17 protein-coding genes and 1 pseudogene are annotated in these 19528 nt (G+C 41.3%); 6 read left to right on the top strand and 12 right to left on the bottom strand.

Annotation, left to right across the window (positions count from 1 at the left end; all coding sequences use genetic code 11):
* Positions 1–12: 12 nt before the first annotated feature.
* From VCASEI_RS13340 to VCASEI_RS13320, 5 genes are all read right to left on the bottom strand, one after another.
* Complete coding sequence (locus VCASEI_RS13340) at positions 13–1212, bottom strand: long-chain-fatty-acid--CoA ligase (RefSeq protein WP_226983429.1); 1200 nt, start codon at positions 1210–1212, stop codon at positions 13–15.
* Between the two features lie 168 nt (positions 1213–1380).
* Positions 1381–2433 (bottom strand): heme o synthase, encoded by a 1053-nt coding sequence (gene cyoE / locus VCASEI_RS13335; protein ID WP_226983428.1) that lies wholly within the window; start codon positions 2431–2433, stop codon positions 1381–1383.
* A gap of 89 nt (positions 2434–2522) precedes the next feature.
* Positions 2523–3695: a COX15/CtaA family protein gene (locus VCASEI_RS13330; RefSeq protein WP_086959806.1), complete on the bottom strand. Its 1173-nt coding sequence runs from the start codon at positions 3693–3695 to the stop codon at positions 2523–2525.
* Between the two features lie 10 nt (positions 3696–3705).
* Positions 3706–4281 carry an SCO family protein gene (locus VCASEI_RS13325; protein WP_226983427.1) on the bottom strand — a complete coding sequence of 192 codons (576 nt, stop codon included), beginning with the start codon at positions 4279–4281 and terminating at the stop codon, positions 3706–3708.
* A 90-nt stretch (positions 4282–4371) separates the two neighbouring features.
* Positions 4372–5268, bottom strand: coding sequence for an SURF1 family protein (locus VCASEI_RS13320; protein WP_238321411.1), 897 nt, complete (start codon positions 5266–5268; stop codon positions 4372–4374).
* 10 nt (positions 5269–5278) lie between these two features.
* Here VCASEI_RS13320 and VCASEI_RS13315 point away from each other — a divergent pair, with 10 nt between their 5' ends.
* Positions 5279–5509 carry a DUF2909 domain-containing protein gene (locus tag VCASEI_RS13315; protein ID WP_086959808.1) on the top strand — a complete coding sequence of 77 codons (231 nt, stop codon included), beginning with the start codon at positions 5279–5281 and terminating at the stop codon, positions 5507–5509.
* Between the two features lie 26 nt (positions 5510–5535).
* Here the strand turns inward: VCASEI_RS13315 and VCASEI_RS13310 are convergent, their stop codons facing one another.
* The 4 genes and pseudogenes from VCASEI_RS13310 to coxB form a co-directional block, all read right to left on the bottom strand.
* Entirely contained in the window at positions 5536–6471 is a 936-nt protein-coding gene (locus tag VCASEI_RS13310) for a cytochrome c oxidase subunit 3 (RefSeq protein WP_226983426.1), read from the bottom strand.
* 166 nt (positions 6472–6637) lie between these two features.
* Positions 6638–7201 (bottom strand): annotated as a pseudogene (locus VCASEI_RS13305) (cytochrome c oxidase assembly protein); the annotation flags it as partial.
* 105 nt (positions 7202–7306) lie between these two features.
* Positions 7307–8920 (bottom strand): cytochrome c oxidase subunit I, encoded by a 1614-nt coding sequence (gene ctaD, locus VCASEI_RS13300; protein ID WP_089110238.1) that lies wholly within the window; start codon positions 8918–8920, stop codon positions 7307–7309.
* Positions 8898–10268 (bottom strand): cytochrome c oxidase subunit II, encoded by a 1371-nt coding sequence (coxB, locus tag VCASEI_RS13295; RefSeq protein ID WP_442253605.1) that lies wholly within the window; start codon positions 10266–10268, stop codon positions 8898–8900. The genes ctaD and coxB overlap by 23 nt, the downstream gene beginning before the upstream one ends.
* Positions 10269–10829: 561 nt before the next feature.
* Between coxB and sstT the strand changes: the two genes are divergently transcribed.
* Positions 10830–12068, top strand: a complete 1239-nt coding sequence (gene sstT / locus VCASEI_RS13290) for a serine/threonine transporter SstT (RefSeq protein ID WP_086959812.1) — start codon at positions 10830–10832, stop codon at positions 12066–12068.
* Between the two features lie 140 nt (positions 12069–12208).
* Here sstT and VCASEI_RS13285 read toward each other — a convergent pair whose 3' ends face one another.
* Positions 12209–13558 carry a PepSY-associated TM helix domain-containing protein gene (locus tag VCASEI_RS13285; protein WP_086959813.1) on the bottom strand — a complete coding sequence of 450 codons (1350 nt, stop codon included), beginning with the start codon at positions 13556–13558 and terminating at the stop codon, positions 12209–12211.
* A 66-nt stretch (positions 13559–13624) separates the two neighbouring features.
* Positions 13625–14044, bottom strand: coding sequence for a DUF2946 domain-containing protein (locus VCASEI_RS13280; protein ID WP_162621069.1), 420 nt, complete (start codon positions 14042–14044; stop codon positions 13625–13627).
* A 235-nt stretch (positions 14045–14279) separates the two neighbouring features.
* On the opposite strand from VCASEI_RS13280, the gene VCASEI_RS13275 reads away from it, so the two are divergent.
* From VCASEI_RS13275 to yghU, 3 genes are all read left to right on the top strand, one after another.
* Positions 14280–15524 carry an MFS transporter gene (locus VCASEI_RS13275; protein WP_089110237.1) on the top strand — a complete coding sequence of 415 codons (1245 nt, stop codon included), beginning with the start codon at positions 14280–14282 and terminating at the stop codon, positions 15522–15524.
* The gene (locus VCASEI_RS13270; protein WP_086959816.1) at positions 15521–16198 is read left to right on the top strand and encodes a peptidoglycan DD-metalloendopeptidase family protein; all 678 of its coding nucleotides are present in this window, start codon (positions 15521–15523) and stop codon (positions 16196–16198) included. Before VCASEI_RS13275 ends, VCASEI_RS13270 begins: the two co-directional genes overlap by 4 nt.
* 151 nt (positions 16199–16349) lie before the next feature.
* Positions 16350–17204, top strand: a complete 855-nt coding sequence (gene yghU, locus VCASEI_RS13265) for a glutathione-dependent disulfide-bond oxidoreductase (RefSeq protein ID WP_086959817.1) — start codon at positions 16350–16352, stop codon at positions 17202–17204.
* A gap of 175 nt (positions 17205–17379) precedes the next feature.
* On the opposite strand, the gene VCASEI_RS13260 is transcribed toward yghU, so the two are convergent.
* Positions 17380–18330, bottom strand: coding sequence for a hypothetical protein (locus VCASEI_RS13260; RefSeq protein ID WP_089110236.1), 951 nt, complete (start codon positions 18328–18330; stop codon positions 17380–17382).
* A 556-nt stretch (positions 18331–18886) separates the two neighbouring features.
* On the opposite strand from VCASEI_RS13260, the gene VCASEI_RS13255 reads away from it, so the two are divergent.
* Positions 18887–19306 (top strand): H-NS histone family protein, encoded by a 420-nt coding sequence (locus VCASEI_RS13255; RefSeq protein ID WP_107928094.1) that lies wholly within the window; start codon positions 18887–18889, stop codon positions 19304–19306.
* The last annotated feature ends 222 nt before the right edge of the window (positions 19307–19528 follow it).

Genomic DNA, 19528 nt, shown 5'->3' with positions numbered 1-19528 from the left:
AGATTGGTGTTATTAAGCCTTAAATTCAGCTTTTAAATCTTTCTTCAAAATCTTACCTGTAGCACTAATAGGTAAAGCTTCTCGTATTTCTACCTTACGTGGGTATTTATAAGCTGCACATTGTTCTTTACCCCAAGCTTGCAGTTCATCCGCCTCAATAAATTGGTCTTCTTTCAGCACCACATAAGCTTTGATTTCTTCGCCATATTCTTCGTGAGGAATACCAATAACCGCCACCATAGAGACCGCAGGGTGTGTCATAAATACTTCTTCAACTTCGCGTGGGTATACATTAAAACCACCTCGAATAATCATATCTTTGACTCGATCAACTATGAAAATATTGCCCAGCTCATCTTGTCGTGCAATATCGCCGGTATAAAACCAACCATTTTTCATAGCAGATGTCGTCTCTTCAGGTCGGTTAATATACCCTTTCATCACATTATGGCCACGAACGATGATTTCTCCCTCTTCACCCGTTTCCACTGGATTATCTTCTAGATCGACTAAACGTACCTCAACGCCCTGAATCGCTTGGCCAACAGAGCCAACAAAACGTTCAGCATCTAAATGATTAAAACAAACTATCGGACTCGTTTCCGAAAGACCGTAGCCTTCTAATATCGGCACACCAAATTTCTTCTCAAAGTTTTTGATCACTTCACCGGGCATTGATGCACCACCACTGACTCCAACCTTTAAACTACGAATGTCGGCATCTTGTTTAGTATGCAAAAGGGCAATATACATCGTTGGAACCCCAGCAAAGATCGTCACTTTATGTTTTTCAATCAAACGTAATACTGTGCCAGGTTCAAACCGAGGAACCAGCAACATCGTCCCCCCACACAATACCGTTGTATTCATATTCACCGTTTGCCCAAAGGTATGAAATAACGGTAAGGTTGCCATATTGATGTCGTCACTATTTAGACCAATAATATTTTGAGCGACAAGAGCGTTAGTAATGATATTGCTTTGGGTTAATTCGGCCCCTTTAGCTAATCCAGTGGTACCGGAGGTATATAATATGACCGCACTGTCATCAGATGCGCGCGCAACATAATCTTGAATTGGCGCCGCATCTTTAATGAAAGCACTCATCGTTGGTAAGCCTTCAAAATTCAATTGATTTTCAGCTAAGCACATCATCACCATATTTTCACAGCTATCTACTTGATGAAATGCCTTGATACCTTCATGCCCCATTGGTAAATCAGGAGTACCTTCAAAACAAACCGACGAAAAAATTGTTAAAACCTGACCCAAAACTTTTCATTGTTGTATCCATTCCTAAATAATAAAAATAAACATGATAAAACTAAACTATGTAACCCTAAACTACGTAATACTAAGGTAGCCTATCTTATTGAAACATCATATCAAAACATAATGATCCACCAGCAAAGCCACAAATAACCCCATTAAGTGATATATCGAAAATTTGAACGTTTCCATCGCGCTGTTCAGCTTAGGAAAATATTTCAACTCACACGCTTTATAGATAAAACCAATCGAAAGTAGGGTGCTGATTACAGCGTAAACCGTACCACTCATGCCAATCAAAACGGGTAAGAAGCAGATAAGACCAAGTAATATGGTGTAGAGCAGAACACTCGTTTTGGTAAACTCCACTCCATGTGTTACTGGCAACATAGGAATATCAGCTTTGGCATATTCGTCTTTACGATGAATGGCTAATGCCCAAAAATGCGGAGGAGTCCAAATAAAAATGATCATCACTAATAACCATGCATGGGCGTGCAGTTCGTTAGTTATTGCGGTCCAACCCAGTAATGGCGGCATCGCACCGGCAATACCAGCAATAACAATGTTTTGTGGGGTTGCACGTTTTAAATACAAAGTATAAATCACCGCATAACCAATGAGGCTGGCAAAGGTAAGCCATGCCGTTAATCCATTCACACCAAAAAACAAACTGAGAAATCCAATCGCGCCGATTACACTCGCGAACGTTAGAACTTTCCAGCTTTGCATTTGCCCTGAAGGTAACGGTCGATGTTGCGTTCGCATCATTAAACCATCAATACGCCTATCGATCAGGTGATTTAACGCTGCGGCAGAACCCGCCATTAAACCAATTCCCCACAAGCCCAAGACTAATGGTTGTAAAGGTAACTTGCCCTCCGTCGATAAACACATTCCGACTAAGGCGGTTAATAACATCAACATAACGACTTTAGGTTTAGTCAAAGAGTAATACAAACGCGCTTGCTTTAACCAATAGGCCTTATTGAGTGGCTCTTGAATAATCAGCTCTTTCTCTGGAGGAGCTGTCGATTCATTAGTCTGTGAATACGTTTGATACTCACTCGCAGGCCTAGCCTGAACTGCTAACCTTGACGTGGTGGTTGGCTCACTGTTTCGGCTTGGTTTCGCCGGAAAGGGAATCACATTAGACTTTGGCATTTGTTACCCTCCTAACGGATCAAAATAAGCTGTGTTTATCCAACCATAAAGCTCGATAGGTAGGAAAACCATGGTTGACCCAATCTACTTTACTCTCTTATATGCGACATTTTTCGACTGGCAACTTTACTGCGAACAACAGCGTACGTCGATGATCGGCGATGGATTAATAATGAAGAACAACGCTCTCTCATAAGAGGTTCCAGCAAACATAAACGTAACCCAACGCATATAAATACTACATTTAACAATAGCAGTGCCGCGACCAAGTTGTGGGCGACCGCTAAAATAACTGGCAATTGGAGCATGACATTTGTGATCCCTAAACCAATTTGTATAAAAACCTGCATGATCAAAGCCATTCCGGCAACGTTAAGAACAGGATGAATCTTATTCACGAGCACTCGGTATGCCAACCATAATAAAGTGAATGCGGTAAATACGGCTCCTATTCGGTGCATAATATGAATTGTCATACGAGAGGAATAATCCAAAACGCCATATTCGTAGCTGTCATTGTTGATTAATAAAGGTTGCTGAAAAATAGTGAACGCACCATTAATATTGAGCGATTGCCACCAATTGCCATTACAAATAGGGAAAGAAGTACAAACTAAGGCCGCATAATTTGATGATGTCCAACCGCCAAGCATGATTTGCACAACCAAGACACCACATCCGATCCAAGCGGCACGGTGTAAAGATAAAGCCCATCGCGCGCCATGCCTAGTGTTCAACTTCGCATCTAAACCCAAATGATCCGTCGCCTCTGCTGCTAACCATGAATGTGGCTTCATTAATAAATAAAACACCAACAACAAACACAACAACGCAAAACCCCCTAATAAATGGAGCATCACAATGATTGGCATTAATTTTAATGTCACCGTCCACATGCCCAATGCGGCTTGAAAAATGACGACGACCGACAATACACAAGGCCAAACTTTAGAAACATTCGGTACTTTAAAACTCAAAACCAATATTGCAGCAATCAGTAAACCCAACGTACCGGCAACGTAGCGATGAATCATTTCTAACCACGCCTTATGAGGTTCAATATCGTGTTGTGGGAATAAAGTAGTGGCACGTACAATCTCATGATTTTGAGTGGGAACGGTGAGATGACCAAAGCACCCAGGCCAATCAGGGCAGCCTAATCCTGCATCTGATATTCGAGTATAGGCTCCCAACACAATCACCACTAACGTTAAAGCGAGACTGATTCTGACTAGCCAAATTAATGTTGATGCTGCCTTCATACGCTCTCCATTACCCCACTCTGGACAAAGTAAGCAGTTTTCGCAAATCACTTAATCGATCTTTACTTTCACCGGGCAGTTTGTCTATCTGTTGGTGGCTTGGATAGCGCATGACCCATTGTCCAAGTGGATCAATCACCACAAAATTAAATGCTTGAATCGCCTCATTGGGTTGCCGAGCTAGAATCGTAATAACCCCATTGAGTAATCCATCGCCTTCCCGTAAAACCGACTGGTCGCTATCAGGTTGGACAATAACAACATTGACCACTCGTGGTTGGTCTTTTCCTAACGCAATATACGATTGTTGCAGTAAATAAAGCTGCTCTCGGCATACTTCCTCGCAATGCGTAGGCAAAATGTAAGCAACTTGCCAACGTTGAGGTGCCGGATTATCCATCCCCATATCCTCATAATGAAGTGTCGGGCTGATCAAAACACCTTTATTAGTCACTCCAGTTTGATACCAGTGTTGCCATAAAATCAATTGAGCCGCAATAATAGGCAAAGCAAAAATAAGTAGCATAATCCACAGCACTTTTTTCCCCGAGGAACCTGGCTTCACTTTCATTACCGAGAGCGTCATATTTACCTCACTTATCCCTGTTTCTATTACTTATCAGTAATCACTTGTCACTGACCACTTAACCCGTCTTCATTTTTGTATAATCAAGGCCTAAACGGACAAACGTGATTGCTGATAGAGCCTATAACCAAACCAGACGGCTAATAAAAACAACACCGTTGCCATAGAAAACCACTGCACCGCATAGCCAAAATGTTTTTTCGATCCCATTGATAATGGCTTCCATGGATGGGGTAAGTCCTTACTGACTTTTAATTGATTATTAATCGCGTTGAATTGATTACTCGTCCCCTTTGAAGCATTAACGTTTGGTTGATTAGAAATGGCATGCCCAATGTCGGCATCATCATTCACAGTAATGAGTGCAGAAAGCGGTTGAATGGCATAAGGAAATAACGTTTGATTCCAACGAGATTGCAATGCCTTTATGGATAAATTTTGAATGCGCAGCGCCGCCTGATCTTGGGTTGTCTTCATTTTTTCCACCATTAAGCCTCGGCTCATTGGGTTAGCTTGTTTTCGATATAAACGACCAAGAATAAACTGAGGTTGCTTCACATAATCGACCGAAGGCAAAACACGCCGATCAGGACCACCATCGACAAATCCCAACTCCAATAACGCCACGGAATAAGCCGTGTATTTGCTAACATCAATCAATTGAAAGACCAAATAACCCACTCGACCTTCATAGATTTGATTGTCTAAAAACACCAAATCTGGCACCGGTGGTTGATGTAAAATCGGTTGGTGTGAAGCTTGTACCATAAACTGAACTTTGATCCCCGTTTGTGAGGTATTAATATTATCTTGCCAACTTGCTAAATCCATCGCAGGCTCCTTCTGCCTTTGCTCTAACTTTTGCTCAATCGACAATTTCTGATGCCCTCGGTCAAGTTGCCAAAACCCTAATTTGACCATCACCACAAACAGAGCCACAGTTAATAACATTAGAAACCCTTTTTTGATGCCAATTTTTGTTTTCACTGGAGGCTCCATGACCATCATTTTTTTGTTCAAACTGTTATTAGTACTGCTGCTATTATTTGTCATTTTTAATCTTGGAAGAGCGCTGTATTTGATGGTGAAACAAAACCCTGATGACCAAAACTCTGTTCCAATGAGCCGCTATCTCGGCAAACGGCTTATCTTCTCGGCATTAGTCATTGCATTATTACTGATTGCGATGGCAACCGGACTCATCACCCCTAACCCTCGTCCTTACTAAACAGAATTGACACGAAGCAACCAACTTTATAAAACATAAACAAAAATGAACAAGGTTAACCAAACCACGTCAACAAAATGCCAATACCAACTACCCGCTTGAAAGGCAAAATGATCTTTAGGCGTGAAATGATCAAAAGCAATACGACCCAGTAACACGATTAAAAATAACGTTCCCAACGTCACATGTAGTCCGTGAAACCCTGTAAGTAAGAAAAAGGTATTGCCATACACGCCCGACTGCAGGGTTAAATTCATCTCTTGATAAGCATGTGCATATTCTTGACCTTGATAAAATAAGAACGCAACCGCCAGTACGATAGTGATCTCAAGCCAAACAATTAACGCCGTACGCTGATTTTTTTCTAGGCTTAATTGGGAAAGGTGCAACGTCACCGAAGAGGTTAATAAAATAATGGTATTCATAAATGGTAAACCTTGCCACGGCATGGCTTCGGTAACCGTACCACTCGGTGTCGTCACCAAAGGCCAAATTGCTTCAAATGTGGGCCATAACACTTCATTGGTCATCGCATTATTGGAGGCTCCACCTAACCAAGGTACAGCCACCATTCGAGCGTAAAATAACGCCCCAAAAAAAGCCCCAAAAAACATGACTTCTGAAAAAATGAACCAACTCATGCCTTGACGAAAAGAGCGTTCAATTTGATGAGAATACAAACCAGATAATGATTCTTGAATCACATTACGAAACCAACCGATTAGCATGATAATTAAGATGATGAAGCCACTTAATAAAACAAAGCCACCGAAATGACTCAATAAACCTTTTGGTTGAACGAAAAGCCCCGCGCCAACCGCTATGAGAAATAGCGCAAAAGCCCCGACAATTGGCCAATTACTTTCCGACGGCACGTAATAGACTTCCGGTTGACGACTCGTGGAGACTTTATGATGGTTCGAGGAATGAGAAGCGCTGAAGGCTTCATTGGTTTTGTTCATCTTGTCTCTCCCTAGAAGAATCCTTAGAAGCATTCAAATCATTTGAAATCTTCTGCGATGATCCGGCCACTTGAGCGAACGACATAGACGCTCCCCTGCTCATGGTTGTATTACTGGTGTTTTGTTTGTTGGTTGTGTCACTTGTATTTTCTGTTCTGTCTACCCCTTCTATATCGCCTTTCTTTGGTGCTGCGCTAGCGGTAATATCAAATAAGGTATAAGACAACGTTAACCGGTTAACCGACGTTGGTAGGTCATTATCAACATAAAAAATCACAGGTAATTCGGCTTCTGTTCTTGCTTCTAGCGGTTGATGATTAAAGCAAAAACATTCAATTTTATTAAAATGGGTCGCCGCAATCCCGGGTGCAATCGAGGGTACGGCTTGACCTATCATCGCCATATCCCCTTTATTCACAGCACGGTAACTGGTTCGAATCACCTGCCCAGGGTGCACATCCATCTGCGCTTCAACCGGTTCAAACGTCCATGGCATATTCGGACTAACTTGTGCCATAAACTGCACTCGAACCAAACGAGACTCATCCACTTGAATACCTTGCGAAGAAGCGGCAACCGTATTGGTTTTTCCGTTAATGCCCAACTGCTCACACATAATGTCGTACAAAGGTACCAGTGCGAATCCAAAGGCAAACATCCCCACAACACCAAACAATAAGTAGCCAATCAGCTTTTTATTATTCGCTGATTGATTCACCGACGACGCCATTTGTTGATTAGCATCTAATTTCTTATTCGGATCTGGCTTATTCATAACAGAATCCTCATGCCTCTTTCATGCCCCTATCGGCTGAAATAATCTCAGGTTTAGCGTTTAGTCCTCCATCTTAGGAGGGGTTAAAAACGTATGGTGTGGCGCTGGGCTTGGAACGGTCCATTCAAGCCCTTCAGCCCGTTCCCAAGGTTTCGCTGGCGACGCTTCACCGCCTCGAATGCATTTCACGACAATCACTAAAAACAGCACTTGAGATAATCCAAATGCAAAACCACCAATTGAGACGATCTGATTCACATCAGCAAATTGAATCGAGTAATCAGGAATGCGTCTTGGCATGCCAGCCAAGCCTAAAAAATGCATTGGGAAAAAGAGAATATTGACTGAAATGAGTGAAAGCCAGAAGTGCCATAAGCTAAGAGTCTGATGGTACATATTGCCTGTCCACTTCGGTAACCAATAGTACGCCGCCGCCATGATCGAAAATACGGCGCCCGTCACCAGCACATAGTGAAAATGTGCCACCACAAAATACGTATCATGATATTGGAAGTCAGCCGGTACAATCGCCAACATTAGGCCCGAAAAACCACCGATGCTGAACAGCACAATAAAGGCAATCGCAAATAACATTGGGGTTTCAAACGTGAGTGAACCTCGCCACATGGTGGCCACCCAGTTAAACACTTTGACGCCTGTGGGTACCGAGATCAACATGGTGCAATACATAAAGAAAATTTCAGCAAACACCGGCATACCAGTTGTAAACATATGATGCGCCCACACCGTGAACGACAAAATCGCAATGGCACAAGTCGCATACACCATCGAATGATAACCAAAGAGTTTTTTGCCGCTAAAAGTGGGAATGATCGCCGAAACAATACCGAATGACGGTAAAATCATAATATAAACTTCAGGGTGCCCAAAAAACCAAAAAATATGCTGGAACATCACAGGGTCACCGCCACCAGCCGCATCAAAAAAGCTCGTTCCAAAGTACTTATCCGTTAATACCATGGTCACCGCGCCCGCTAATACCGGCATAACTGCGATCAATAAGAAAGCGGTGATGAGCCATGTCCAAACAAACATAGGGAGCTTCATCCAATCCATACCTGGCGCGCGCATATTCACTATCGTCACAATCACATTAATTGCACCCATGATCGAACTAATGCCCATGATATGAATAGAAAATACAAACAAAGCGGTACTATCTGAACTAAACGTCGTCGATAACGGTGCGTAAAACGTCCAACCAAAATCAGGACCACCGCCCGGCATAAAAAGAGATCCTAATAGAATCAAAAAGGCGAAAGGAAGGATCCAAAAACTGAGGTTATTCATTCGAGGTAACGCCATATCAGGCGCGCCTATCATCATGGGAATCATCCAATTAGCCAAGCCCGTAAACGCCGGCATAACCGCACCAAATACCATAATAAGGCCATGAACCGTCGTCATCTGATTAAAGAAATGTGGCTCAACTAATTGTAACCCGGGTTGGAATAATTCAGCTCGAATCACCATCGCCATGGCGCCGCCGGTAAAGAACATGATCAAACTAAACCATAAATACAGCGTTCCAATATCTTTATGATTGGTGGAATAAATCCAACGCTTTATGCCCTTAGAAGGACCATGATGATCTGAATGCACCTCCGAGGCTGTGTCAGTCTCAGCGGTATCAATAGAAGGTGAAGGGTTCATTGTGCCTCCTTTCGATTGTTTTTTGTGCAGAGCCATTGTTGATTCTTGGTGCAGAAGCATTGCTGGCAAACCTGTTTTTTTCAAAACCATTCATGTCAGAACGATTGATTTTAGGTTCATTTATGTGAATATCTTTTGCTTGAGAACCTTTATTCATCGATTCACGTCGAGCCGAATTATTCGTTTCTGAAGGTTTAGGATCTTCACCATTAGTAAGCACCCGCTTTACGTCTGAGGCTTGAATAACATCGCCGGTATTATTACCCCAAGCATTACGTTCATACGTGACAATAGCGGAAATTTCTTCTTCACTTAGTTGATTCGCGAACGCTTGCATGGCCGTACCTGCCACGCCATGAAGAACAACATCAATATGATGTTCGGCTGGGCCTGTCACAACTTTATTGCCTTTTAACGCAGGGAAGACATTGGGAATACCTTGCCCCGTCACTTGGTGACAAACACTGCATCGGTCGTTATACAGTTTCTCTCCTTGCACCATAAGCTCTTCCAAGCTGCGGGTCTTGGCTAAAGATTTCTCGGCTTCTGCTTTCTTCTCAGCAGCAATTTGTTGCTGCTTAACTAACCAAGCATCAAACTCCTCTTCAGGTAGCGCCTCAACCACAATCGGCATAAACCCATGATTCCGCCCACACAGCTCTGCACACTGCCCGCGATAAACTCCCGGCTGATCAATTTTGGTCCACGCTTCATTGATAAACCCCGGAACCGCATCTTTTTTAACAGCAAAAGCCGGTACCCACCAAGAATGAATCACATCATCAGATGTCATCAAAAAGCGAATTTTACGATTAATCGGCAGTACTAAAGGGTTATCCACTTCCAATAAGTAATGCTCGCCTTTCTCTTCTTTTCCTTTAATTTGCTTCTGAGAAGTGGTAATAAAACTATAAAAATCAACACCTTGATCAAAGTAACGATAATGCCACTTCCATTGAGAGCCTGTGACAGTCACGGTTAATTCATCTTGAGTGGTGTCTTCCATCGCAATTAACGTTTTGGTGGCAGGAATCGCCATTAACACCAATATGATAATGGGAATAATTGTCCAAAGAATTTCAACTTTGGTACTTTCATGAAAGTGAGAGGCAACCGCTCCGCGAGATTTTCGATGACGAATGATCGAATAAAACATCACACCAAACACCACCACGGCGATGGCGCAACAAATATAAAAAATCAGCATGTGAAGGTGATACACCTTACCACTAATTTCTGTCACCCCTTGGGTCAGGTTAAATTTGGTTTCCACTGGTAACGCCACCTTGGGTACCAAAACCATTAACCCGATTAGAGCTTGGGTGAAAGCAACAACGTTTTTGCGCAATCTTTTCAAGATTCCTCCTCGTCCTTGCAATATCTCCTTGTGATATGACATGCCACCTTTACTTTCACAGCATGCTTTTAACACAGGAAATTCATTCCGACTTTATCGTTATTCGGAGCGAGAAGCGCACAAAACATCTAGTGAGCAGAAGCTCCAATCTTTAACAACTTCTTATTTTTTAACTTATTCATAAAGCCTGCCAATAGATTGACATTCCACATGAAATTCATGAACAAGTACTGCTTTGTTCTTTAAAGCTAGTTAGGGAATTGAGTTTGTTCAAGAAATAACCAAAAGCAATGTTGTAATTTGCGCGCACAGAATCGAAAACTTTTTTTTTACTTAATTATTTTCTGTGATATAAACCTGCGCAACATTTGATTAACAATATTTATACATGGTAAATATACTTCATAGCTGACTCTTATACTGATAAACGCCCTTAACAGTAGACAGATTCACTACAAAAGTTATCATGGTCTGGCCTAACCGCCACTAGAGCAATGGTAGGACAGTCAAAGCGGAATTTGACTGACAATAAAACACAAAACAGGCTTAATTATGCAAAACAATAATTCACTGATTTCTCGATTTGCCAATGGCAACTTAGTGCTACAAATTTTGGTCGGCATTATTGCAGGTATTGCACTTGCAATGGTGTCACCGACGACAGCAACAAGTATGTCTATTGTTGGTAATTTATTTGTAGGGGCTTTAAAAGCTATCGCTCCTATCCTTGTTTTCGTTTTGGTTGCAGCATCTATTGCCAGCCAGAAAAAAAACTCAAGCAGTAATATGCGCCCAGTCATCGTGCTGTATCTTCTTGGTACCTTTTTAGCAGCACTGACTGCGGTTCTTATGAGCTTTGCTTTCCCAACCTCACTCACTTTAGTGAATGCAGCAACAGGAACCACACCACCAGAAGGTATTGGTGAAGTTCTCAATACTCTGCTATTTAAAATTGTCGATAACCCAGTCAATGCTTTAGTAAACGCTAACTACATTGGTATTTTGGCATGGTCGGTTGGTTTAGGTTTGGCACTTCGTCACGCCAACTCGGCGACAAAAGAAATGTTTAGCGATATTAGTCACGGCGTATCAGGTATTGTTCGTTTCATTATTCGTCTTGCACCATTTGGTATTTTCGGCCTTGTTGCAACAACGTTTGCCACAACGGGCTTTAGTGCCATTGCTGGTTACGCACAACTATTAGCGGTTCTACTTGGTTCAATGGCGATCATTGCACTGGTTGTGAACCCACTATTAGTATTCTTTAAAACGAAGCAAAACCCATACCCATTGGTATTTCAGTGCTTACGTGAAAGCGGTGTAACTGCATTTTTCACTCGTTCAAGTGCCGCCAATATCCCAGTTAACATGGCATTATGTGAAAAACTAAAACTGAATGAAGATACGTATTCGGTTTCAATTCCATTAGGTGCAACCATCAACATGGGTGGCGCGGCAATCACCATTACCGTACTCACGCTTGCAGCGGTAAATACGTTAGGTATTCAAGTTGATTTACCAACCGCCATTCTATTGAGTGTTGTGGCGGCAGTATCGGCTTGTGGTGCTTCTGGAGTTGCTGGTGGTTCCCTACTTCTTATCCCACTAGCATGTAGCCTATTTGGTATTTCTAATGATGTAGCAATGCAAGTGGTTGGTGTTGGCTTTATTATTGGCGTTATCCAAGATTCAGCGGAAACAGGCCTTAACAGTTCTACCGATGTTGTCTTTACCGCAGCAGTTTGTCGTGCGGATGAAGCTCAAGCGGCGGCGCAATCTAGCCAAGCTTAATCGTCGTTACGATAGTAAATAAAACACAAAATAAACAAATGGCCAGTTGATCACTCAACTGGCCATTTTTACATATTCATTTATACCCAAGTAAATGCCGTCAACAATGCGGCAACTTCAAGTTCGAAGAGTATAAATGATTAAACCGATTGAAGTATGTTATTCATCCACCGCCAACGGATGATGTCAATCACACAAAAGATCAATAAGCTGCATCCCATTAACGGTAACGCCAACCCAAGAAGCAAGGCAACGATAAGCGATACCACTTTCATTATAAGAGATAGCTTCAACCATGTTTCCGATAAGGTTGCACTACTATTGACGATCATAGGACGACGCTTCCACCACATCCTATAACCCCAAATAATGACGGAACATAAAGCAACGCCAAATGCAGCTAAAAGCAATTGATTTGGTAAACCAAATAAAATCCCCATGTGGGCATCGATTCCCCAACGAATCAACTTAGCCACTAATGGAAAGTCTTTGAAATTAGCATGCGCAATCACCGACATAGAGGCCGGATCAATGGCAACAGAATCTACCTGAGTCGGCCATGAACGATCAATTTCCTGAACAACCCAAGCTTTTCCTGACTGATGACTCGGAACAATTTCAATCTTACCCGCATCGATACCAAATTGACGTGCGGCCTGCTCAACACCATTGAACATCGTCAACATATTATGTGAAGGTCCATGAGTCATATTAGCGTGCTGTACATGATCCTCACCATGGTGATGTTCGGCTAAATCACGTGACACGGAAGGAGTCACCCACCCAATAGATTGACGCCATTCAGAAATATTGCCTCCCGCCCATTTAGACCAAGTCAGTCCGGTAGCAGAAAAGAATAATAAACCTAAGCTTATCCAAATCGCCACCTTAGCATGGCGAGAACGAGTCTGAGCAAAGCTCCCAGCTTTAGCCGGACGATGAAAAGTACGGCGTTGTTGCCACCATAAAAATACGCCACCTAAAGCCGCTACCCACATCCAAGAAGCCGCCAATTCACTGTAATAACGACCAATAGGACCGAGTAATAAGTCGGTATGTAAAAAGTCAATCGCAATACGTAAAGGCAATACACCGCTAGTACCATAACTGGCGAGCTCACCTTTTACATCTAACGTCACCGGATCAACAAAAACAGTTCTTGCTCGGTAACGGTCGAGTTCAGGATCGTTAAATAAAACACGTGTGGTTTGGCCTAATTCGGGAGCAGGACGAACAGATTTAATTTCAAGCGATGCAGGAACACGACTCTGCGCAGCCGCAATTTGCTCACTCAACGGTTTCACGGTTCCCTCAGTGACACCCGTTAATTCCTGCTGATAGATCGCTTGCTCTAACTGAGGCGTTAAAACGTAAATCGTCCCCGTCAAAGCCGCCAAAAAAATAAATGGGCCAACAAATAGGCCTATATAAAAGTGCAAGCGCTTAATGAAGGCGCCAACCCCCCCTGCACTAGTTTGTACTGTACTCATAATTTCTCTCTTAATTCATAATTAAGCTGAATTTATTAAATAAACCCGCTTATTAAGTAAACAGGATCATAAAGTAGATAAAGAAACAGGAGGGGCTCTTGGGGTGGGGAATAAATAAGCAAAAGATAAACCTAATTGAGGCGCAACATCGATACGGCTCAACATTAAAACAAGCATTGCTGTCAGAATGACAAACGCTAAGCTCACTGTCGCGGCAATGCTCGCCAATAAGTCACAATAACCACACCACCCATGGTCATGAGGCTCTGCCTGCATCGCTTGATGATCATGGTGTGCGAGATCTGAGCGATGTGCTTGTTTCGACATGTCCATCACCGGAGCTGAATGGTGATGCATAGCAGAAGCAGTATGGATCGATACCGCCATTGAAATCAAAGGTGCAACATAAATAAGTAGGATCAACATCACCGGCAAATAGTTCACTTTGCCCCACAAAAAATGGCGAATGGGTGAGGTGATTAACATAGCTTGGCTCTTATGGACATGTGTTCTTATGAACATGGGCTCTTAGAAACAACTGAAAATGAAGCGCAAATGTAACATATTGCTAACCACATGATGATCATCAATTATCCATCACTGCTATATGATTCCCATTTTAAATGATATTTCTTAACATAAACTCACGCATTAAACCGATAATTCATAGCAATAAGATCTATACCCCATTAAAATGCGTCCATCATTTTGGGAGAAATCAATGACGACTCAATCAAGCCAAACACCACCTTGCCTACCAAAAAGCACATTATTGATTCTATATTTCATCATATTTTTAGGCTCTGCTGGCTTTTTCATTACCATTCCAGCTTATGTTAATTTGTTTTTAACGGATCACTCTTTAGCCATTGCCAAAGTAATGCCACTGGAAGATAGGCGTAGCTTATTTGGTACTGTGATGTCTGCGGCACCTTTTATCTCAATGTTCTTTACCCCTTTTATTGCCCGTTTTGCCGACCGTTACAGTCGTAAAGTGGTTATGGCAATCTGTTTACTCGTCGCGGCAATCGGCTTCGTCATGCCGGTTTATGCCATCATTGCCGGTTCAATAACGCTATTATTCACCGGTAATATGATTAATAGCTTAGGCTCTGCCAGCCAACCTATTGCTCAAGCGGTATTAGCGGATAATAGCCAAGGAAAAACCAAAGCCACATTAATGAGTTTTGTTGCGGTCGTAATGACGGCTGCCATGTCTTTTGGCCCTGCACTTGGCAGTAAGTTAACCGCCTTATATGGTGCACAAGCCCCTTTTTATGCCTGTTTATTGATCGCTATTATCTGTTTTATTTTGCTTCATTTGATCCGCCTACCGAAACAAGCCACATTACAACAAGAGAACCCATTTTCATTATCTGCGCCGTTATCTCGTAGTCAAAAAGGATTGCTGCCATGCTTAGCCATTGTCTTTTTATGCCAATTTAGCTGGAGCTTATATTTTCAAAATATCGCCTTTATCCTACCGCAAAAATGGCAATTGGCGGTTGAAGGTGAATTTTATCAATACTTTATGTTAGCAATTGGTGTGGTCATGATTGCCTCTTTACTCTTTGTGCCTCGTTTATTACTATCCTGGATACCTTTACCTAATGCATTAAGAAGCGTCCTAAGTGGTGCTGGTATTGGTATGGTTTTACTGGCAATCACTCCCACACCAACCACTCACATTATGGCAATGATCTGGACCTCTATCATGGTCGCCTCGGCTTTTCCTTTATACATTATCGCATTGTCTGATCGAGCAAGTGATGGCGATCAAGGCTGGGCGATGGCGCTATCTAGTGCCATGGTTGGCTTAGCATGGACACTCACAGGATATCTCACCGCTATTTTAGTCAATGTCGATTTAATGCTGCCAACCTTCATTGCCGCCGTCGGTTATGTCGTCACGGTTATCTTGATACCACGTCAAACACAAGTTGGCTCACAAAAGGCGAAGGTATGAATACATCTCTTGAATCTGCGCTCCAGCAACACCGTTGTCACCCTGTCATACTAGCTGAATTGCAGTTTGGTCCCGCCTTAATTGTTGATCTATCACCAAGCAGTGAAATTTGGGGAAAAGTGAATGCAGGGCATGATTTTTCAGCGGAAATTAAGCGTCAGGTGGCGGAAATAGGTGCGGTACTAGAAATTGGTCGTTACGCAGAACAACGCATGATATATCAAGATACCGATAGTTTTTCCGACCACCAATCTCGTACACTTCATATAGGTATCGATCTCGGCATTCCAGCGGGAAATCCTGTGTTTTCACCACTGGATGGTGAGATTTTTGGCTTCGCAGATCATCATCAACAAGGCGATTACGGCCCCACCATCATCTTACGTCATCAGCTAGAAGGACATACTTTTCATACCCTCTATGGGCACTTAGCCAAATCGTCATTAACCTCATTAGACATCGGCCAACAAATAAAACAAGGCGAAGCATTTGCCACGATTGGTCATACTGATGAAAATGGCGGCTGGGCAACCCATCTGCATTTTCAAATCATTAAAAACATGGACAGATATCAAAATGATTACCCGGGGGTAGTCGATCCCAAAGAGGCTAATTTTTATCTTGATAACTGCCCAGATCCAAACTGGATTTTAGGCCGGAACGACTTAGCATAATCTTATCCATTCCAACCAATTTATATAAAAACAGTATTCCTCATAACTAAGTGTTCTGAACAAAAGTCATAATTAACCTTATCTATCCTTTTAATCTCATAAAACAGCCTAATATCTAGTTAGGTTAGCAATCCCAAAAAAAGGAATCATGATGACAAACCAATACACACCACCAAAAGTTTGGAAAAATGAACAACAAGGCGGTACGTGGGGCAGCATAAACCGCCCAGATTCAGGCGCTCGACATGAGCAAGCTCTGCCAATTGGAAAACACCCTATTCAGTTATATTCACTCGGCACACCAAACGGGCAAAAGATCACTATTTTGTTGGAAGAGCTTCTTGCTAAAGGCATTACCGAAGCAGAATACGATGCTTTCTTAATTAAAATTGGGGATGGCGATCAGTTCTCATCTGGATTTGTTGACGTGAATCCAAACTCAAAAATCCCGGCGCTGGTTGACTACAGTGGCGAAACGCCAATCAAAGTCTTTGAATCGGGATCCATCTTGTTTTATTTAGCTGAAAAGTTTGGTGAGTTCCTACCAGCCGCCATTGATGAACGAACCAAAGTAATGAATTGGCTATTCTGGCTACAAGGTGCAGCACCTTACTTAGGCGGTGGTTTTGGCCATTTCTATCATTACGCACCAGAACAATATGAATATCCTATTAATCGCTTTTCGATGGAAGCCAAACGTCAATTAGATGTTTTAGATAAGCAGCTTGCAAAGAATACTTATATTGCAGGGGAAGAGTACAGCATTGCTGACATCGCGATTTGGCCATGGTATGGCAACCTAGTGTTAAATAATGCCTACAATGCTGCTGAATTTTTAGATGTGGAAAGTTATACGCACCTACAACGTTGGGCTAAAGCCATTGCCGAACGCCCAGCGGTTCAACGAGGACGCATCGTTAATAAACCAATGGGTGAAGCGTGGGAAGCCATTGAAGAGCGTCATAGTGCCGAAGACATTGATAAAGCATTAAGCCAAAAGCCGTAAATAAAGCTCATAAAACCTTAATGTAAATATGCTTTCCCCATAAAAATGGATAGCAAAGAGCCTTGTAATATTCAAAGCTAAAAGGCAAATAAAAGCCGATGTTTCTTATCCATTGAGGGTAGAAGCATCGGCAATATTAAGCGTAAAGTTTGGTTTTTATGTTTCTTTTTTTGCTTTAATGAGACTGACTAATATAAAGGTTGTAGAGTGTTTTCAATCCCATAAAAACATCCACTTTATCGCCATAGATAAAGTTAACATTCAATGTTTCCTTAAACTCCTGCCTGTCTATTGCGCGAATTGAATCGCCATCAATCACAATCGGTAATATTAATAAATCATTCGAGAAAGACATTGGTTTCGTGATAATGGACAACTGAAAAGGGTGACCACCTTTAATCCTTTTATTCACTTCATAATTAAAGTCAAGATAAGTAGTCTTAGAGAAAAGTAACTTTATTTTTGTTTCACCAACGTCCGATAAACCTAGAATAATGCCATTATCAGAAAACAAAAATGACGATAACCACTGAGTTAAATAGGTGACTGATTTAGCGTATTCATACTGAGTCAGCCCATAGCGATTAGACTCGCTTTGTACTTTTAAAATCATGCGATACTTAGCCAATAAACGAACAATACCAACATTCGTCGGTAATATCTTCACTCTGCAATTATCAGGAAATAAAGGTACAGGCTCACTTTGCTTTAAAATATATTGGCCATTTTGAGCAATCAATTCAAATGAATAAACACAAACATTGAAGTCCCCACTCTTATCGTAATCGCTTAAAACTCGAACATTCACATAAGCATGTATTTGGTTGTTTCTGATACCCAGTAACACTTCTTCCAATGCTTGCCACTGCTGAGTTTTATAAGTCAACATCTCAGCAATGGACGATTCCGGATTCATGATTAAATCAACCTCACCATTAGGATGGTGCTTCAATACCGTGATTAGAGCATGAATAAAGCGAACAACATTATATAAATCGCTATGCTGTTCTTTAAACGATGTGAGTTGTAGACTAAGTTTATTTTCATCACTTAGCTGTGAATCTATCGGGTAATAATCATAGCCATCAGGTCGATACCTATTTGGAATTTCAGATTTACTTCTCATAATTACCTGTCAACACAAGTGTTATAACTCATGTCATTACTATTGGGTGATGTATGCGTTTCACTAATAGTATTACTTATGAGAATTTGGATAAACTTAAAACTTCGCAATTTACAGAGTTTTAGTGAAAATTGATTAAAAAGTGCATAAAAAGGTTACTTTTTCTGAAATCCTTTCATAAATCACTTATATTTTATGATGCTTTTCATTCTTCTTGAAATTATCATTTTTATTCAAAATACAATCTATTTATGAACAAATAATGACTCACCTCACGTTTTTGTATATAATCTCGTCCAATAGTAATGGCAGATATTATTGAGCTTGCTTGTCATTGCAGTCTATCTCTCAGTGTTTCAATCGCTCAATCTACTTTCATATAAAAGCACCATGTATGAAAAGTAGCTAGGCTTTTAATTTTTAGCCATATATTTTTTCATTCTGCTAACAATAAAGATTTAAAAAAAAGTAACAATTAACCATAGCAGTCTAGATATGAAAAACAAACTCCGTATGGCTTAAGTTTTTGTGTGATATAGATTATGGAAGCAAAATTATGACAACAGCAATTAGTGTTAAAACCATTCTTTTAGATACTAGACGTTTAAGAGGCTATGCCCGCCATGAAATGACTGTGAATGAACTAAAAGCAGCGCATGAACGATTAGGGCATATCCTAGAAGAACGTATTAAAGAAGAAGAAGAAAGAGCGCTTGAAGCAAAAGTACATGCTGAAAATGTGAAAGAAGTAGCAAAGATTTTGCTGGATAAAGGCGTTGGTCTTGAAGAAGTAATGGCAGCTATGCATTCACCAGATGTCAAATACTCTCATGATTCAGAGAAACCAAAACGTGTTCCCAAGTATGAATATTTTATCAATGGAAAACGCAAGACCTGGACTGGACAAGGCAGAATGCCTTCGGTTATACAAATCGAGCTAGATAAAGGTGGAAAATTAGAATCGTTTAAGATCTAATTTGACCCGTTACATTTCCCTCCAATAATTTTGCTCCAATGACTTAGTAAAGTCATTGGAGCTTTCTTCTATCCATACCCAATACTTTTTCTAGTGATACCCCTCTCAGATCAACCTATCATCTAATATAAATACTATTTATATTTTTTAATCTCATCAAGTATTTAAATAAAAAATATTTATTCATTATTACCTTTATACATTTATATGTATAATTATGTA

The organism is Vibrio casei, assembly GCF_002218025.2.
Taxonomy (GTDB): Bacteria; Pseudomonadota; Gammaproteobacteria; order Enterobacterales; family Vibrionaceae; genus Vibrio; species Vibrio casei.
This window is presented reverse-complemented; position numbering and strand designations above follow the sequence as displayed.

What these genes read in the sequence shown, in the direction of transcription:
- VCASEI_RS13340 (WP_226983429.1), bottom strand. Translation starts at nt 1,212, where the DNA reads ATGGGGCATGAAGGTATCAAGGCATTTCATCAAGTAGATAGCTGTGAA.
- cyoE (WP_226983428.1), bottom strand. Translation starts at nt 2,433, where the DNA reads ATGCCAAAGTCTAATGTGATTCCCTTTCCGGCGAAACCAAGCCGAAAC.
- VCASEI_RS13330 (WP_086959806.1), bottom strand. Translation starts at nt 3,695, where the DNA reads ATGAAGGCAGCATCAACATTAATTTGGCTAGTCAGAATCAGTCTCGCT.
- VCASEI_RS13325 (WP_226983427.1), bottom strand. Translation starts at nt 4,281, where the DNA reads ATGACGCTCTCGGTAATGAAAGTGAAGCCAGGTTCCTCGGGGAAAAAA.
- VCASEI_RS13315 (WP_086959808.1), top strand. Translation starts at nt 5,279, where the DNA reads ATGACCATCATTTTTTTGTTCAAACTGTTATTAGTACTGCTGCTATTA.
- VCASEI_RS13310 (WP_226983426.1), bottom strand. Translation starts at nt 6,471, where the DNA reads ATGAACAAAACCAATGAAGCCTTCAGCGCTTCTCATTCCTCGAACCAT.
- ctaD (WP_089110238.1), bottom strand. Translation starts at nt 8,920, where the DNA reads ATGAACCCTTCACCTTCTATTGATACCGCTGAGACTGACACAGCCTCG.
- sstT (WP_086959812.1), top strand. Translation starts at nt 10,830, where the DNA reads ATGCAAAACAATAATTCACTGATTTCTCGATTTGCCAATGGCAACTTA.
- VCASEI_RS13285 (WP_086959813.1), bottom strand. Translation starts at nt 13,558, where the DNA reads ATGAGTACAGTACAAACTAGTGCAGGGGGGGTTGGCGCCTTCATTAAG.
- VCASEI_RS13280 (WP_162621069.1), bottom strand. Translation starts at nt 14,044, where the DNA reads ATGTTAATCACCTCACCCATTCGCCATTTTTTGTGGGGCAAAGTGAAC.
- VCASEI_RS13275 (WP_089110237.1), top strand. Translation starts at nt 14,280, where the DNA reads ATGACGACTCAATCAAGCCAAACACCACCTTGCCTACCAAAAAGCACA.
- VCASEI_RS13270 (WP_086959816.1), top strand. Translation starts at nt 15,521, where the DNA reads ATGAATACATCTCTTGAATCTGCGCTCCAGCAACACCGTTGTCACCCT.
- yghU (WP_086959817.1), top strand. Translation starts at nt 16,350, where the DNA reads ATGACAAACCAATACACACCACCAAAAGTTTGGAAAAATGAACAACAA.
- VCASEI_RS13260 (WP_089110236.1), bottom strand. Translation starts at nt 18,330, where the DNA reads ATGAGAAGTAAATCTGAAATTCCAAATAGGTATCGACCTGATGGCTAT.
- VCASEI_RS13255 (WP_107928094.1), top strand. Translation starts at nt 18,887, where the DNA reads ATGACAACAGCAATTAGTGTTAAAACCATTCTTTTAGATACTAGACGT.